We start from the raw sequence: 17111 nt of genomic DNA, 5'->3' as shown, positions 1-17111 counted from the left end.
AAAAAATCCCGCTTTAAGCGGGATTTTTTATCTTAGGCAAATATTTACTACGTCTAAAACCAAGTCGATGCAATCACCAGCATAATGATGATTACCAGTAAAATTTTGATAATCTTCGTTTGTTCTTCAGGTTGAAAGTTAGCTTTGTTCAAAGAATTTGGAGTGCAAAATACTCTCTCAGTCCCGAGCTAAATTAATTACTTATGCCCTTCCTCTGCTCATCCAAGCAATAAAAAAACCTCCTGTAAAAGAAGGTTTTAACTTAAGGTTCTCAGTTTTTAATCAACGTTCACGCAAGGCTTCTTGCGCTTTATTGAAAGGTTTAAGCAGATAATCCAGGACTGATTTCTGGCCGGTTTTAATATCCACTGTAGCCACCATACCGGGGGTAATACTGAATTGCTTACCCGCTTTATTGGTCAGTTTATCAGTATTGGTTCGAATATAAACCCGGTAATAAAACTGGTCCTGCTTCACTTCATCCCGTATGGTATCTGGTGAAATGGTGGTGACCTTGCCTTTTAATCCGCCATAAATAGAATAGTCATAAGCCGTGACTTTAACCAAAGCTTCCTGCCCAGGATGAATAAATGCAATATCTCGTGGTGAAATTCGCGCTTCAATTAATAATTTTTCATCTAACGGAACAATAGTCATCAGCTTGCCATTTTGTGGAATGACTCCACCAATGGTCATGACATCAATTTCCTTGACGATCCCACGCATTGGCGCTTTGAATACTGTACGGCTTAAGGTATCTGACTTTCCTCTCACCACTTGTTGCTGTGTTTCTACATCAGTATTGGCTTTGGATAATTCTTCACGTGACTTCACATAATACTGGTTGCGAATATCATTCATCTGATTACGCAAATTATTGGCTTCACGTTTCAGACGTAAAACCTCCACTTCACTTGCAGCACCTTTAGCCACAAGCGGTTCGGTCATGCTCAATTCCTGTTCAATCAGACTTAATGCCTGACGCAGACCGGCTATGGATTCATCCAGATTGGCACGGCGTGAATTATAAAGTGCGGTTTCTTCCTGCACCAGTTTACTTTCTTTTAAAACTTCCTTCGGAAAAGAAAGCGGCGTTCCGTTCACTTCTGCTCTCAAACGTGCTGAAGTGGCGCGTGAGGACATCAGCAAGGAAGCGGATTCGCCAACGTTGGATTCAAGTCGAGTCGGATCGAGCTGAGCCAGGATTTTCCCCTGCTTGACAATTTCACCCTCACGAACATTTAACTTAGTTAAAATACCGCCTTCAAGTGACTGAATGATCTGCTCTTTTGAAGAAGGCACAACTTTACCGGTTCCGGTAGATACCTCCTCAAGCTTAAAAAACCACGCCCATAGCAATAAGGTGATTAATCCCAAACAGATAATCCAGATAAATACACTGGCTTTGGGTAAAGGCGGTTCAAGCTCAGTAACTTTGATGGTATTTTTCAGGTTCTGTGATTCCGCGCTCATGAGTTAGCTCCTGCAACCTGATGTTGCTGTGGCTGATTTTGATTGAGAATCTGATCACGAGGTCCATCCATCACAATCTTGCCATCATTCACCACAATAATTCTGTCCACCAGTTCCAGTACTGCACGGCGATGTGTTGCAACAATCAGGGTGCGTTGACCGAGCCATAATTTCAAATGATCAATCAGTTGTTTTTCTGACACATCATCAATCGATGCTGTGGGTTCATCCAGCAACAGAATATTTGGCTGGCGAATCAGTAAACGTGCCAGTAAGAGTGCCTGTTTCTGACCACCAGAAAAACCCACACCGCCTTCAAGAATCATATGATCCAAGCCTTCTTTTTTCTCCTGCACAAAATGAATTGCACCGGTAATTTTCAAGGCATTCAGTATTTCTTCATCACTGGCCAAAGGTGCACCAAGCGTCAGGTTCTCGCGCACCGAACCAAAGAATAAATGTGCATTCTGGTTCAGTAAGCCCATATCACGGCGTACATCCGAAGGATCGATTAAACTCAGTTCAACACCATCAAGTTTGATTTTGCCCTGAACCGGAGTTTGCATGCCTGACAACAATTGCAGTAGGGTCGATTTACCTGCACCATTACGCCCAAGAATCGCAATTTTTTCGCCCGGTCTGATTTCGAGATTTGGAATCATCAGGCTTGGTTTTGGATCATCTTCACCATACTTAAAGGTCATGCCGGTTAATTCATAATGACCATTTAGTGCCGGACGATGAATCAAATGGGCATGGTCCGGCTGATCCACCGGTTTCTTCATTAACTCATCCAGTCCATTTTTAGCCACTTTGGCTTGCTGCCAGCGACCCAGTACACCTGTGATTTGTGCAATTGGCCCAAGCATGCGTGAAGACAACATCGAACAAGCCACTAAAGCACCCGTGGTCATATCGCCTTTCATCACCGCAAAGCAGCCCACAAGCACCACAATTGCAAAGGTCAAACCCTGAATTTTCTGGGTCCAGGCATTCATCACACCCACAATCTTGCGCTGACGCATTGAAACATCTGCCGATGATTCATTCATGTGATTCCACTGATTCTGGAATCGGGCTTCTGCACGCAAGAGCTTGATATCTTCAATCCCTTGTACTGCTTCAACCAGCATGGCATTGCGGATTGCACCTTCACGCATTCCTTCACTGGCCAGTTTAGCCAAAGGTTTTTGTGCCAAAATTCCAGGCAGGATCATTAAAGGCACCACCAGAAGCATTACCCAAAACAGGTTGCCGCCAATCAGCCAGAAAATCCCCAAAAACAGCAGAAAGAAAGGTAAATCGGCAATGGCTGATATTGTGGTTGAGGTCACCAGTTCACGTACGCCCTCAAGCTCACGAATCTGTGAAATAAAGGTCCCGGTGGATTTTGATCGCTCACTGTTTTTTATTCTTAAAGCATGACCAAAAACCCGGTCTGAAATTCTTAAATCTGCACGTTTACCAATAATGTCAGACAGATAAATTCGTGCGACCCGCAAACTGAATTCGAAAATTGCCGCAATCAGTACACCTCCGGCCAGTACCCATAAAGTGGGAACAGATTGGGCCGGAATTACCCGGTCATAGACATTCATGGAAAAAACAATAGTCGCCAAGGCCAAAATGTTGGCAATCATGGAGGCAAACATCACATCGATATAACGTTTCCAGTCACGTAATACAATTGACCAGAACCAGCTGCTTTCATAAGGTTTGATGTATTCATCCACCCGCGCATCTGGTACGGATTTTTCAGGTCGAAGAATATAGACCTGACGAATATTGGATTGCAGCACATCCAGGGTTAAAGTCTGTGCAAGACCTTGATCACCACTCAGTTGGACATTGGCATTACCTTCAGCATCAACTTTTTCAACAACACCGACCTGACCATCATTAAATTCCACCACAACAGGTAACCGCCATGGATTGATTAAATCTTTACTGAATGCACACTTACGCAAACTCATGCCGATCTGGCGCGTCATCAGTGTCATGATATCATCGACATTCTGATTGGAATTCCAGTCAAGCTGTAAACGAATACGTTCTTCAGATGGTTCTATACGGTAATGTTTGGCAATCGTGAGTACAGCTTGAAGCCAGGGTTGATAATTGTTTTTATTATTCATGGCTGAATCTCAAACCCTTGGATTGGAATATTATTAAGATCATAGAGATCACGAGAACGTCCTGTAACAGTAATGTATCGCACAATTGCGTCATAAATGTCATAACGTGTATTTTCGATTTCTTGAGCTGCACTGTGAATGGACTGTTCTGCATTGAGCAAATCAACCGCTGAACGTGTCCCGAGTTTATATTGCTCCTGATACAGCTCTCGGGTACGAATGGTGGTTTCCTTACGCGCAATCAAAATGCTCATTAGACCTTGCTTATTTTCGATTTCTTCACGTAATAGCCGGATTTCATCTAGCACATCCAGATAGACTGAATTAACTTTTGCTTTTGCCGCTTCTTCGGCATAACTGGCAGCACGGGTCTGGGATGCTTTTGCCCCTCCCTGATACAGATTACTGCTCGCTTCCAGCATGATGGAATTATACATCCCATCATCTTCATTATTATTGGGATTACGTCCATTCAAGGCCTGACTAAGTGAACCTTTAACACTCAGAGTGGGATAGTTACTTAATTTTGATTGTTGCTTTTGAAATTTGGCAACCTGTACCTCTGCCTGTGCCGCAATCATCCTGGGAATTTTGTTAAATTCAGGCTCACCGTATAAATCGGAATCCCTCACCACACGCTCTGGAATAGCCCAATCCTGTCCTGTCACATCCACGCCCAATAATGTGCGTAATTTCTGTTGAAATTTTTTCAGCTGGGTTTGCTGTACCACTAAATTGGCCTGTGCAGCTTCTAAATTTGCACGTGCCTGAACTGGGTCGGCCTGGGTACTAATCCCCGCCTTTGCTCTTAAATTTGTAATTTCAGCAATGCGTGAAATGCCGTTAATCTGCTGCTGTGCGATTTGGGTGATTTCCTGATAACGCTTAATATTCACGATCGCATTGACAGTTTCATAAGCTACATTGTCTATGCTCAGCAAAACATTGGCCTGTTCAGCGCTAAGCTTTGCCTGTTGAATATCCACCCCACTTTTTACCTTGCCAAAATCGTAGAGCATTTGGGTGGCATTCAGACTGATGAGCTGGCGCCCACGTTCACCCGAACTTAAGTCTCCGGTCGATAATCCACCTGAAAGCTGTGGATAATACCCGGCTTTGGCAACATCAATATAAGCCCCCTGTCCAGCTAAAACCGAAACACTCTGTGAAACATCTGGACTGCGCTGTAATGCCCGAAGAATGGTTTCATTGAAACTTAATTGGCTAACAGGCTGATACATGGGTTGATTTTTAGAAAAAGCATCTGTCTGATCAGAACGCTGTATTACAGGTAATTCCTGAACTTTTGAGGTATCTAATTGAAAGTTACTAAGGCTTTGAATATCAGCTTTATTATAGTTTTCATCGGACTTAGGAACAAAAATTTGGCCAATTCCCGATTTAACTGTTTCTAAAAACTCTTTGGAATGGGTTGCATGTGTATAACTTGTGTTTAAAGTCATAAAACATATTAGACATTGCATGCTTCTCAAAAATATATTTTGCCGAAAAATTACTTTACTTTGATTGTTTAACATCATTGAAGGGACAATTATACTTTATGAATATTTTAGCGTATTTAGTGAAAAATACGCTTGTTTTTGTATAGTAATTGTCATTTTTATAGGTATAAATTTAGGATGATCTAGTCAATTTTTAAATGAAAAATCACCCTTTTTTAAAATTATCATTAAACGGTGAAATCATCGCCTAAATACACTTGGCGCACTGTTTCATTTTCCAGTACTTCTTGCGGTGTTCCTTCTGCAATTACTGCCCCTTCACTGACAATATAAGCACGCTCACAAATTGCTAAAGTCTCTCGTACATTATGGTCGGTAATCAGCACCCCAATTCCACGATCTTTTAAATTTCGAATAATGTCTTTGATATCGCCTACAGAAATAGGATCTACCCCGGCAAAAGGTTCATCGAGTAACATAAACTTAGGGTCCGCAGCCAGAGCACGAGCAATTTCGGCACGACGACGTTCACCACCCGAAACACTCATCCCTAAAGAATCTTTAATATGGGTGATTTTAAAATCGGCCAGCAATTCACTTAAACGCTGTTGACGTTGCTGTTTGTTCAAATCCTTACGGGTTTCAAGAATCGCCATAATATTTTCAGAAATGGTCATTTTTCTAAAAATAGAAGCTTCTTGAGGTAAATAACCAATCCCTTTACGGGCACGTTCATGCATGGCCAAATCGGATAAATCAAGATCATCCAAATAAATCTCGCCTTTATCCATACGGACTAAACCCACCACCATGTAGAAACTCGTGGTTTTACCTGCACCATTGGGTCCAAGTAATCCGACAATCTGCCCACTTTGCATCTGGAAAGAAACGTCCTTAACCACCCATCTTTTACTATAATTTTTTGCAAGATGTTTAATACAAAGCGTTTGTGGTTGGTTTGGCGATTGTTCCATTAATCACGTGCTCCCGGGAATGATTTTGAACTAGAAGGTGGAATTACGATTTGAACACGACCTGAAGATGAACCCGTGTTATTTGGCGTACCGGTTGCTTCAATATCACCCTTATTCATACTATATTTCAAAGTATTACCACGAATACTTGCGCCACCTTGCTCTAATAAGGCATTGCCCGACAAGGTGATAATTCCGGTTTGGGCATTATAGAGAATTTTTTGTGCCTGCCCTTTGGCTAAACCTTTATTGACATCTACTTTTTGCTGAAAACGCGCAGGACCACCTGTTGCAGTAATCGTGCTGATTTCTTTTTGACTGTTCAGGTTGGCAATAATTGAATTGGCCTGCAATTTCATTGTGCCTTGCTCGATGATGACATTACCAGTATAGGTCGTCACACCCGTTTTTTCATTATAGGTTGCCCGATCAGCCACCAAGGAAATGGGCTGACTTCGGTCAGAAGGAATTGCAAATGCCGTTGCCGATGAGAATACAACCAAACCGACTAAAGCTGCTTGCTGAAGCAAGGTTTTAGAAAATGTAAGCTTAAGATTTTGGTTCATATTTTCCTCGAATATTAAAAAATTCGTATTGACCGTTATTAAAATTGGCTTTCAGACCTTGGCTTACAAATTCAGCTTGCGGAGATTGCACAATGACTTGTTTATTGGTTTCAATTTCACGAGTTTTAGGATAGCCGGTTAACTCTGTAGTTCGAAACTGCAGTTTGCCTTGTTGCATCAACTTTACCGCCAACACATCTCCAGACAAAACCACGCGCTCATTATCATCATAACCATTTGCGACTTTGGCATAAAAAGTGGCATCTACAGCACCCTTTGTATACATCGACGCATTCAAATTGGTGAGTCTTGAGGTTTGTTTTTGCATGTCCTGCTCAAGACGATCGACCTTAGCGCGGACAGACAAATTACCGTCATCATCGGTTTGAGTGAGATTAATTTTTTCAGCAGAATAGGTCATACTTCTGGCTGAATCAGCCTCAAGTTTATTGCCCTTACCGCTGTAATAGTAGTAACCACCACTTATAGCTGCAATGGCTATAGCAGTTACGTATAAAACTTTTGTATCCATAAGTGTGGTACTTAACTCAAATGAAATGAATTATTTAACTATTAATGTGGGATAGACGTATATTTTTCAAGAAGCGTTTGGTAAGCCCCCTTTGCCATCAAAATCATATCGCAGATTTCACGTACTGCACCGCGTCCACCCATTGCCTGAGTCACCAGGTCAGCACGACGACGGACTTCGACATGACCGTTCGGCACAGTCACTTTCATACCTGCAATGGCAAATGCAGAAAGATCAGGCCAATCATCACCCATATATAAACAGTCTTCTGGAGCAACATTCAGTTGCGCACATGCTTCACGTAATGCAGTACCTTTATCTTCACGGCCTTGAAAAACCAGGTCTACACCTAAATCAGACATGCGCTTTTCTACAATATTGCTTTTACGTCCTGTAATGATAATGACTTTGACCCCTGCCTGCTGTACAAGTTTCATACCTAGGCCATCACGAATATCGAATGATTTAATTTCATCACCTGAATTAGTCAATGTCACAAAACCATCGCTTAAAATACCGTCGACATCCAGAACCAAAGCTTCAATATGACGCGCCTGTTCCAATAAAATATAAGATGCCATTTGTTAATTTACCCCAGCTTGAATCAGGTCATGCATGCTAATCACACCAATGACTTGATTTACATCATTTACCACAACAAATTGATTGATTTTCTTTTCATTCATTCGCTCTAAAGCTTCAACTGCACGTGCTTCTTGCGAAATGGTTAAAGGATTTTTGATCATCACTTCCGATACGACCAGATTCACATCAAAACCTTGTTGCTTATCTATTAAACGACGTAAATCACCATCGGTAAAAATACCAAGTAGAACATCATTTTGATCTACAATTGTGGTTAAACCTAGGCGTTTGTTTGAAATTTCGTATAAAACCTGATTCATTGGTGTATCTGGAGATACTTTGGGTAATTCTGCACCGGTATGCATCAAGTGTTTGACATGTAATAACAGACGTTTACCCAATGCACCCGCCGGATGCGACATGGCAAAATCATCCGCAGTAAAACCACGGGCATCTAGTAAAGCAACAGCCAGCGCGTCGCCCAAGGCTAGAGTTGCCGTAGTACTGGAAGTGGGTGCCAAACCCAGTGGACAAGCTTCCTGAATATTACCCAAGGTTAAAGCGACATCTGCATTTTGCGGCATAGGTCCTTTGTCATCACCACTGATGGTGATTAACGGAATTTCTAAACGTTTGATCAACGGCATCAGCATCATAATTTCATCACTCTTGCCCGAGTTTGAAATCGCGATCAGCACATCACCCGGAACCAGCATACCTAAATCGCCATGCCCTGCTTCACCCGGATGCATAAAGAATGAGGGAGTACCAGTAGACGCAAAGGTTGCTGCCATTTTACGACCAATATGACCCGATTTGCCCATACCGGTAATGACTAATCGTCCTCGGCACTGCAAAATAATTTCACATGCATGGCTAAAACGTTCATCGATTTGCGTCGCCAATATTTCTAGCGCTTGTTCTTCTATACGCAAAGTTTCTAATGCGACTTTTTGGAAGTCTATTTGATTTGGCATATTTGGTGGGTTCAAAGTAGGTTTACCTTAACGCTATAAAGCGTTGACTCTAATCAAGCAAAAATAATTTTCGCAATTTTATCATATCTACGCAAATGACACGTTTCTAAATGTATAACTTTTCACACGCATATAAAAAAAGCGTATAAAACTTTATGAAAAAAAATGCTTAGGTTAAGATGAGCCATCTTATATTTAGCCTTTTGAAGACCTATGCAACCTTTTGTTCTATATAACTCAGAGCAACGTAAAAAAGTAGAATTTGTTCCGCGTGTCGAGGGACATATCGATATGTATGTTTGCGGTATGACAGTTTATGATTACTGTCATATTGGACATGCTCGAGTCATGGTTGCATTTGACTACATTATTCGCTTTTTGCGCAGTCAAGGTTGGACGGTTAAATATGTTCGTAATATTACCGACATTGACGACAAAATTATTAAACGCGCCAATGAAAATGGCGAAAGTATTACTGCATTAACAGATCGTTTTATTCAAGCGATGAATGACGATGCTGAAAATTTGGGTTGCTTAGCCCCAGATCAAGCCCCACGTGCGACTGACTATATTGATCAAATGCAAAATATGATCGGTAATTTAGTCAATAAAGGTACTGCTTATCCTTCAAATAATGGCGATGTGTATTTTCAGGTAGAAAAATTTGCCAAATATGGTCGTTTGTCTGGCCGTAAATTAGAAGATATGCAAGCTGGCGCTTCTGAGCGTGTCGATGTTGAAGTGGAGAAAAAACATCCGTTCGATTTTGTGCTTTGGAAACATGCCAAAGAAAATGAACCGTCATGGGCTTCACCATGGGGCAATGGTCGTCCGGGTTGGCATATTGAATGTTCAGCCATGTCGACTTGCTGCCTAGGCAATCATTTTGATATTCATGGTGGTGGTTCCGACCTAATGTTCCCGCATCATGAAAATGAAATTGCACAAAGTGAAGCTTCGACTGATGAACAATATGTGAATTACTGGATGCATGTGGGCTTCATCAATGTCGATGGCGAAAAAATGTCTAAGTCTTTAGGCAACTTCTTTACCATTCGTGACGTGATGGATAAATTCCATCCTGAAGTGATTCGTTACTTTATTGTGTCATCACACTACCGTAGCCCGGTCAATTTTTCTGACTTTGCACTGAAAGAAGCAAAAAATACTCTTTCTCGTTTCTATCATTCATTTAAAGCCTATCAGGCAGTGTATGCGGAAAAAACTACTGATGCTTTAGATGACGCGTTGGTTGAGCGTTTTAATGCAGCCATGCGTGATGACTTCAATACCTCTGAAGCAATTGCAGTATTGTTCGAAATCAATAAAGAACTGAATCGCGCAGTGAAAGATGAAAACCAACAACAGGCAACTGTTTACTATTCAACTTTACGTCATCTCACTAATATTCTTGGATTGGTTCAGCACAATGTCGATGATTTCTTAAAATCTGATATCGGTCAGGAAGCTTTAGGCTTAACAGCAGCACAAATTGAAGATTTGATCCAACAACGTGTGAATGCAAAAAAAGCCAAAGAATTTGCCAAAGCGGATGAAATTCGCCAGTCCTTGCTCGATCAGGGGATAGTTTTGGAAGATACCCGTCAAGGTACTATTTGGCGTCGTGCTGATTAATTGCTCATTTGTAATTATAGGGAGTTGACAGTTTCATTAAATTCTCTATAATGCAGACCATTGCGGGAATAGCTCAGTTGGTAGAGCATAACCTTGCCAAGGTTGGGGTCGGGAGTTCGAGTCTCCTTTCCCGCTCCAGAATACGAAAAGCCCTGATTATTAATCAGGGCTTTTTTTATTGCTTTAAATATTTGATCAGTTCATTTTGCAAAAATGACATCTGATTTTTAAATGATAAATCTAAAGCTCGATATAATGAAATTAGGCGTAGTACTTCAGATTCCAGCTTATTCTTTTTGCTTCAGAACGTGGGAATTTTTGCTCTTGCAAAAGTTTTAATATCGCTTGTTTACCCTGTTCTTTATAACCTTGACAGTAGGATGCTGAAACACTCAGTTCATCTAATGCTCGCCACTCATAGACACTTGCATCAACAAATAACTTGTCATTAGACATGCCAACTTGTATTGCTTGTTGGGCATAATAACTGGCCAAATCATATTGATTTAAAGAACGGTAAAAGCGGGCTAACTCATATAAAGGTTCGGCACGATTCTGTCTGGCTATCCACGCTTGTAAATATTCTAGATAAATTTGTTCATGAGGAAGTTTTAAGCGTTCTGCCATTTGAGCGGCACGAAATTGAGCCATCCAACGTTCTTCTTCCCAACCTCCTGCACTGGCCCGTTTTAAAAAATACGTTCTACTTTTATCTAATAATCCTGCATCTCTATAACTTTGTGCCAGATAAAAAACATAACGCAAATTGTTTGGCTCATCTTGAATACCCTGTTCCAATGTTGCGATATCTTTCAAATATGTATCTGCACTTTTTGCTCTGGCGCCATCATGCTGAATAAATATATTCAAACCTTCAAGCGTTTGCCATTGATGAGGATGATGAGAATGTAAATACTCATGTAAAACCCCTTTCCATGACCAAGCTAAGCGTGTCGAGATCAAAGCATTTCGGCAATAACGTAAATTGTCATAGATACAATTAAAATAATATGCTGTACCCATTAAATTTGGCCAACTGAAACCAGATTCAGCCAATAAACTTTCATCTGCATCAATAAAAAGTAAATAATCTGCTTTGGGTAAAGCATCAGTTAAAGCCAATTGCAAAGCTTCAGTACGGTTAAAACCAAAATTTTTCCATGGCCGTTCCAATAATTGTCCCGGTAAATCTTGCAAATAATTTTGAATTATCTCTTGTGTGCCGTCGGTCGAACCCGTATCAACAATCACCCAAGAATCAATCCAAGGCTTGACAGAAGCCAAACATCTTAAAATGACATGCGCTTCATTTTTTACAATCATATTTAGTCGAATATGATGCTTCATAACACCTACATCCTCAATCACAACTTAATGATAAAAAAGGTACTTTGCATCCAAAACCGCAAAGTACCTTTTCGATTTATTAGACAGTCATCCTTAGAATATAATTTGATTGTTTTCTAATAGAGCCTGCAATGGACTTTCTGGCGTACCACCTAGAGATATTGCATCGACACCTGTCAAAATCAACAGGTCTGATTTGGTGGTAAATTCCGTACCCGTACCATCTCGGTCAAGAGTGATAACAGCATCTCCATCCGCATTTGTTTTGACAGAAATATAACTTCCAATATTGGTTGCAGTTTGCAGACCATCAAGTAAGGCCGATACATCAATCTTGTCTGCTGCTGAATCCACTGCAAAATCAGTCCAAGTGTCAGTTCCATTACCGCCTGTGGCATCTAGATTATCTAATAGGTAGTAAATTGCAGTATCGATCCCTTCGCCACCTGTCAGAATGTCATCACCCGCACCACCCTGCAAAATATCATCGCTGGATGTACCAGAAAAATCGATAGTTTCATTTACTGGATCTGTTGTAATGGTTAAAACTGCATCTTCAGTATTGTTATACTTGTCTTGAACGGTGTACGTGAAATTATCAACTACTGAAGTAGCATTCCCTGATGTTACTGTGGACGTATAGATATAATGCCCATCTTCATAAAGCTGCAATGTACCGTGAGTACCAGTAATGATAGTGTATTTGCCATTTACATCTGTTTGATCAAAGGTAATAGGAACTCCGTTGACTTCAATGATTGAACCATTTACTACATCATCATTCGCAAGTACATTACCTTCGGCAACATATGTTTTTTCATCAACCCCATAAACTGCGGCATTCACTTCATTAAACAACTGTGCCGGATTACTTAGAATTTCTTGAGCCACTAACTCCAACACATCATCCAATGCAGGGAGCAGGCCATCTGCACCAATACCATTTAATAAGCTATTGATACTACCTAATAAGCCATTCAAAGCATCATTTAAACTTAAATTATCAATCAAACCTGCCAGTAGTACATCTGCAATTAATGGCTCGATCACAAGATTAAATAAATCTTCACCAATTGAATCAAGGTTGTTCAATACTAGATCATTCACAACAGCATCAAGCGCAACATCAAGCGCACCACCTAGACCTAATATTCCTAGTACACCCCCTAATGCACCACCCGTCTTACCGGCTATAACATTCCCAACATTTGCGTCAAGCAAGTCTCCAATTAGCATTCCAGTCAATGGATTATTTAATAAAGGACTATTTAACAATTCTTGTAGTGTCTTGATTAATGATCCAGTGATATTGTTATCACCAATTAAAGTCAGTAGTTCATTTACTGAAATTTGCTTTAAGAGTCCAGTAGTAATATTATCATTATTGCCAATCAATGCATCTTTGAGCAAACCAGTAACCGTATCCAGAATTAGAGTTTCAACCGTATTACTACCTAAATCTTCTAAACTCACAGTGGATAAGATATCAGCCAATTTACTTTGATCACCCTGAACCACGACTTCATAATCGCCTGGCGGCAAGTCATGAATATCTAGTCGTAGGCCATTGCCATCATCACCGATAACACCCAGTGCCTCTAATCCTAAAGCACCTGCGACTAAACCGCCTTGAGCCGTGCTTGATGCCGCCACTGTATATTCTTGACCTGTTTCCTTATTTATAACAGTAAATGAATATGCATCTGCCACAGTTACCAAGGATTCGCTTTTGACTGTAATGACAACATCTTGCGCTCCATTTGAGATGCTAAACTCTAACTTGTCTGTAGCACTACTTCCAGCCAATAGCTGAATTGCTGTGTCAGATGTTAACTCACCGATTGGATTTAGATTAACCTGACTTTCTTGATAAACGGCATTGCTACTATCATCTTCAAGTACTAGCGGATCATTTGTAAAAATTAAGTCTCCAGCTACTGCTGTATCACTACCTGTATTCCCAGCCTTATCCGTCACTTCTACTGTGATATTATCACCTGCTTGAACCGCAGCTGTGTCTACTGTCGCGCTGAATGCTCCAGCATCATCAGTCTCACCTTCCCAAATCACATTGCCATCTTTGTCTTTGATCACCACGGGTGCATTCGGTTCATCCGATGTCCCTGTAATTAGTACTTGATTCGCAATACCATCCGCTGGGTTATCACTGTCGATCGGAGTAAGCGCTTCTATATCTACGATCGGATCGGTTAGATCAAGATCGACTATGATTGAGTCGGATATACGATCTACATTACCCCCCTCATCTATTGCACTAATCTCAATTGGGTTTTGACCTTCTCGTACAGCTACATTGACATTTAAACTGCCAGAACTCACTTCTGATGCATTCAGAATATATTTGTCACCATTTACGACAACAATATCTCCAGATTTAGCATCAGCACCTAATGTAATTTTAATAGGCGTATAGTTTTTACCATTTATTTCTATGGCATTGAGTGTGCCGTCATTATTGATATCATTAGTAAAATCAATAGATTTCAATATTTTGCGTGGTGCTCCGTCAATTTGAATATCCTTCGATGCCTTATCTAATACATCAGCACCTGTTTTTATTTCAACTTCCAGAGTTTCCTTCTGTCCTTGAATTACCGAAACATCAATGAAATCTACATATCCATTTGTAATATCTGCTGCTATCACGGGATGAGAAGTTTTACCTGCTAAAGTAACAACGTCTCCTACACGAACATCTGCACCGAGCTGAACACGTACATCTATTGTGCCACCAGCTGCAATAAGCTCGCTATTATCAATAATGTTATTTCCGTTAGTATCACTAACGACATTTACATCACCGATATATTTACCGTCTAATACTTCAAAGAATTTGAAGTCAATGTCTGTTTGTCCTTCAGGATTGAAAGCATCTACCCGAATGAAATTCAATCCATCGAGAACAGCTACAGGTACAATCAGCGTGTGGGTAGTTATATGGGTCGAATCTAATATATAAATAGCACCATTCACAACAAGACTATCACCTTCTTTCGCATCGGCTCCCAAAGTAATAGTGACTTCGTTCGGTAGATCTCGAAGCTCTCCCTGACTCAATTTACCATTTAGATCTGTATCAGAATTTAAAGTAATCGATGTAATTAAATCTGCTGAACCGCTAACACCTGTTGCACCATCCGTACCATCATTACCTGTAGCTCCAGTGGCACCCGTTGCACCATTCGTACCATCATTACCTGTTGCTCCAGTGGCACCCGTTGCACCATTCGTACCGTCAGTACCATTGGCTCCTGTAGACCCTGTAGCACCTGTTACTCCAGCAGATCCTGTGGCTCCGGTATCACCTGTTGCTCCAGTGGCACCCGTTGCACCATTCGTACCGTCAGTACCATTGACTCCCGTAGATCCTGTAGCACCTGTTACTCCAGCAGATCCTGTGGCTCCGGTATCACCTGTTGCTCCAGTGGCACCCGTTGCACCATTCGTACCGTCAGTACCATTGGCTCCCGTAGATCCTGTAGCACCTGTTACTCCAGCAGATCCTGTGGCTCCGGTATCACCCGTGGCACCTGTTGCACCATTATTACCTGTAGCTCCAGTGGCACCCGTTGCACCATTCGTACCGTCAGTACCATTGGCGCCCGTAGATCCTGTAGCACCTGTTACTCCAGCAGATCCTGTGGCTCCATTATTACCTGTAGCTCCAGTGGCACCCGTTGCACCATTCGTACCGTCAGTACCATTGACTCCCGTAGATCCTGTAGCACCTGTTACTCCAGCAGATCCTGTGGCTCCGGTATCACCTGTGGCGCCTGTTGCACCATTATTACCTGTAGCTCCAGTGGCACCCGTTGCACCATCCATACCGTTATTACCATTGGCTCCCGTAGATCCTGTAGCACCTGTTACTCCAGCAGATCCTGTGGCTCCGGTATCACCCGGGGCGCCTGTTGCACCATTATTACCTGTAGCTCCAGTAGCACCCGTTGCACCATTCGTACCGTCAGTACCATTGGCTCCCGTAGATCCTGTAGCACCTGTTACTCCAGCAGATCCTGTGGCTCCGGTATCACCCGGGGCGCCTGTTGCACCATTATTACCTGTAGCTCCAGTGGCACCCGTTGCACCATTCGTACCGTCAGTACCATTGGCTCCCGTAGATCCTGTAGCACCTGTTACTCCAGCAGATCCTGTGGCTCCGGTATCGCCCGTGGCACCTGTTGCTCCAGTGGCACCCGTTGCACCATTCGTACCGTCAGTACCATTGGCTCCCGTAGATCCTGTAGCACCTGTTACTCCAGCAGATCCTGTGGCTCCGGTATCGCCCGTGGCACCTGTTGCTCCAGTGACACCCGTTGCACCATTCGTACCGTCAGTACCATTGGCTCCCGTAGACCCTGTAGCGCCTGTTACTCCAGCAGATCCTGTGGCTCCGGTATCACCTGTTGCGCCTGTTGCACCATTATTACCTGTAGCTCCAGTGGCACCTGTTGCTCCAGTGACACCCGTTGCACCATTCGTACCGTCAGTACCATTGGCTCCCGTAGATCCTGTAGCACCTGTTACTCCAGCAGATCCTGTAGCTCCGGTATCACCTGTGGCGCCTGTTGCACCATCATTACCTGTAGCTCCAGTGGCACCCGTTGCTCCCGTAGCGCCATCTGCACCTTTGAGATAATCGACCAGATCCGTAACCGTCGCACCTGCCGGCAATTCACCTGCTTCAATCAAGAGTTCCAGGGCTGATTTGCCGTCTGTACCGTTAGCGCCATCTGCACCTTTAAGATATTCAATTAAATTATTAATGGTTGCATCTGCTGGTAATTCACCCGCTTCAATCAACAGTTCCAGGGCTGATTTGCCGTCTGCTCCGGTCGCACCATCTGTACCTTTGAGATAAGTGACCAGATCCGTTATCGTCGCATCTTCCGGCAATTCACCTGCTTCAATCAACAGCTCCAGGGCTGATTTACCGTCTGTACCGTTAGCGCCATCTGCACCTTTGAGATAATCGACCAGATCCGTTATCGTCGCATCTTCCGGCAATTCACCCGCTTCAATCAACAGTTCCAGGGCTGATTTGCCGTCTGTACCGTTAGTGCCATCTGCGCCTTTAAGGTATTCAATTAAATTATTAATGGTTGCATCTGCTGGTAATTCACCTGCTTCAATCAACAATTCCAGGGCTGATTTTCCGTCTGTACCGTCAGCGCCATCTGCACCTTTGAGATAATCGACCAGATCCGTAACCGTCGCACCTGCTGGCAATTCACCCGCTTCAATCAACAGTTCCAGGGCTGATTTGCCGTCTGCTCCCGTAGCACCATCTGCATCTTTAAGGTATTCAATTAAATTATTAATGGTTGCATCTGCTGGTAATTCACCCGCTTCAATCAACAATTCCAGGGCTGATTTTCCGTCTTTGCCGTCTGCTCCGGTCGC

Annotated in this window: 11 protein-coding genes and 1 tRNA gene; 2 read left to right on the top strand and 10 right to left on the bottom strand. The window is 42.4% G+C overall.

All coding sequences use genetic code 11. The features are described 5' to 3' along the window. Positions 1 to 282: 282 nt before the first annotated feature. The 8 genes from AY606_RS04605 to AY606_RS04570 form a co-directional block, all read right to left on the bottom strand. Positions 283 to 1473, bottom strand: coding sequence for an HlyD family type I secretion periplasmic adaptor subunit (locus AY606_RS04605; protein ID WP_067865452.1), 1191 nt, complete (start codon positions 1471 to 1473; stop codon positions 283 to 285). After that, positions 1470 to 3608, bottom strand: a complete 2139-nt coding sequence (locus AY606_RS04600) for a type I secretion system permease/ATPase (RefSeq protein ID WP_067865448.1) — start codon at positions 3606 to 3608, stop codon at positions 1470 to 1472. Before AY606_RS04600 ends, AY606_RS04605 begins: the two co-directional genes overlap by 4 nt. Continuing rightward, positions 3605 to 5071 carry a TolC family outer membrane protein gene (locus AY606_RS04595; protein ID WP_249409219.1) on the bottom strand — a complete coding sequence of 489 codons (1467 nt, stop codon included), beginning with the start codon at positions 5069 to 5071 and terminating at the stop codon, positions 3605 to 3607. The genes AY606_RS04600 and AY606_RS04595 overlap by 4 nt, the downstream gene beginning before the upstream one ends. Positions 5072 to 5298: 227 nt before the next feature. After that, positions 5299 to 6045 (bottom strand): LPS export ABC transporter ATP-binding protein, encoded by a 747-nt coding sequence (lptB, locus tag AY606_RS04590; protein WP_067865445.1) that lies wholly within the window; start codon positions 6043 to 6045, stop codon positions 5299 to 5301. Next, positions 6045 to 6611 (bottom strand): lipopolysaccharide transport periplasmic protein LptA, encoded by a 567-nt coding sequence (lptA, locus tag AY606_RS04585; protein ID WP_067865443.1) that lies wholly within the window; start codon positions 6609 to 6611, stop codon positions 6045 to 6047. The genes lptB and lptA overlap by 1 nt, the downstream gene beginning before the upstream one ends. Continuing rightward, a complete protein-coding gene (gene lptC, locus AY606_RS04580) occupies positions 6595 to 7143 on the bottom strand; it encodes an LPS export ABC transporter periplasmic protein LptC (RefSeq protein WP_067865436.1) in 549 nt (182 codons plus the stop codon). The genes lptA and lptC overlap by 17 nt, the downstream gene beginning before the upstream one ends. A 41-nt stretch (positions 7144 to 7184) precedes the next feature. Beyond that, positions 7185 to 7724 carry a KdsC family phosphatase gene (locus tag AY606_RS04575; RefSeq protein WP_067865433.1) on the bottom strand — a complete coding sequence of 180 codons (540 nt, stop codon included), beginning with the start codon at positions 7722 to 7724 and terminating at the stop codon, positions 7185 to 7187. A 3-nt stretch (positions 7725 to 7727) separates the two neighbouring features. Further along, entirely contained in the window at positions 7728 to 8705 is a 978-nt protein-coding gene (locus AY606_RS04570) for a KpsF/GutQ family sugar-phosphate isomerase (RefSeq protein ID WP_067865430.1), read from the bottom strand. Positions 8706 to 8918: 213 nt separating this feature from the next. On the opposite strand from AY606_RS04570, the gene cysS reads away from it, so the two are divergent. Both cysS and AY606_RS04560 read left to right on the top strand, forming a co-directional pair. After that, complete coding sequence (gene cysS / locus AY606_RS04565) at positions 8919 to 10340, top strand: cysteine--tRNA ligase (RefSeq protein ID WP_067865427.1); 1422 nt, start codon at positions 8919 to 8921, stop codon at positions 10338 to 10340. 62 nt (positions 10341 to 10402) lie between these two features. Further along, positions 10403 to 10478: transfer RNA gene (locus AY606_RS04560), tRNA-Gly, on the top strand. 123 nt (positions 10479 to 10601) lie between these two features. Here AY606_RS04560 and AY606_RS04555 read toward each other — a convergent pair. Together AY606_RS04555 and AY606_RS16750 are read right to left on the bottom strand one after the other, a co-directional pair. Next, positions 10602 to 11687 carry a tetratricopeptide repeat-containing glycosyltransferase gene (locus tag AY606_RS04555; RefSeq protein ID WP_067865424.1) on the bottom strand — a complete coding sequence of 362 codons (1086 nt, stop codon included), beginning with the start codon at positions 11685 to 11687 and terminating at the stop codon, positions 10602 to 10604. Between the two features lie 93 nt (positions 11688 to 11780). Continuing rightward, positions 11781 to 17111, bottom strand: a 5331-nt coding sequence (locus AY606_RS16750; protein ID WP_155858123.1) for a beta strand repeat-containing protein, incomplete at its 5' end; no start/stop codon positions are given.

Source organism: Acinetobacter sp. SFB (assembly GCF_001647545.1).
Classification (GTDB): domain Bacteria; phylum Pseudomonadota; class Gammaproteobacteria; order Pseudomonadales; family Moraxellaceae; genus Acinetobacter.
The sequence above is the reverse complement of the archived record's forward strand: the minus strand, read 5'-3'. Positions and strand labels throughout refer to the sequence as shown.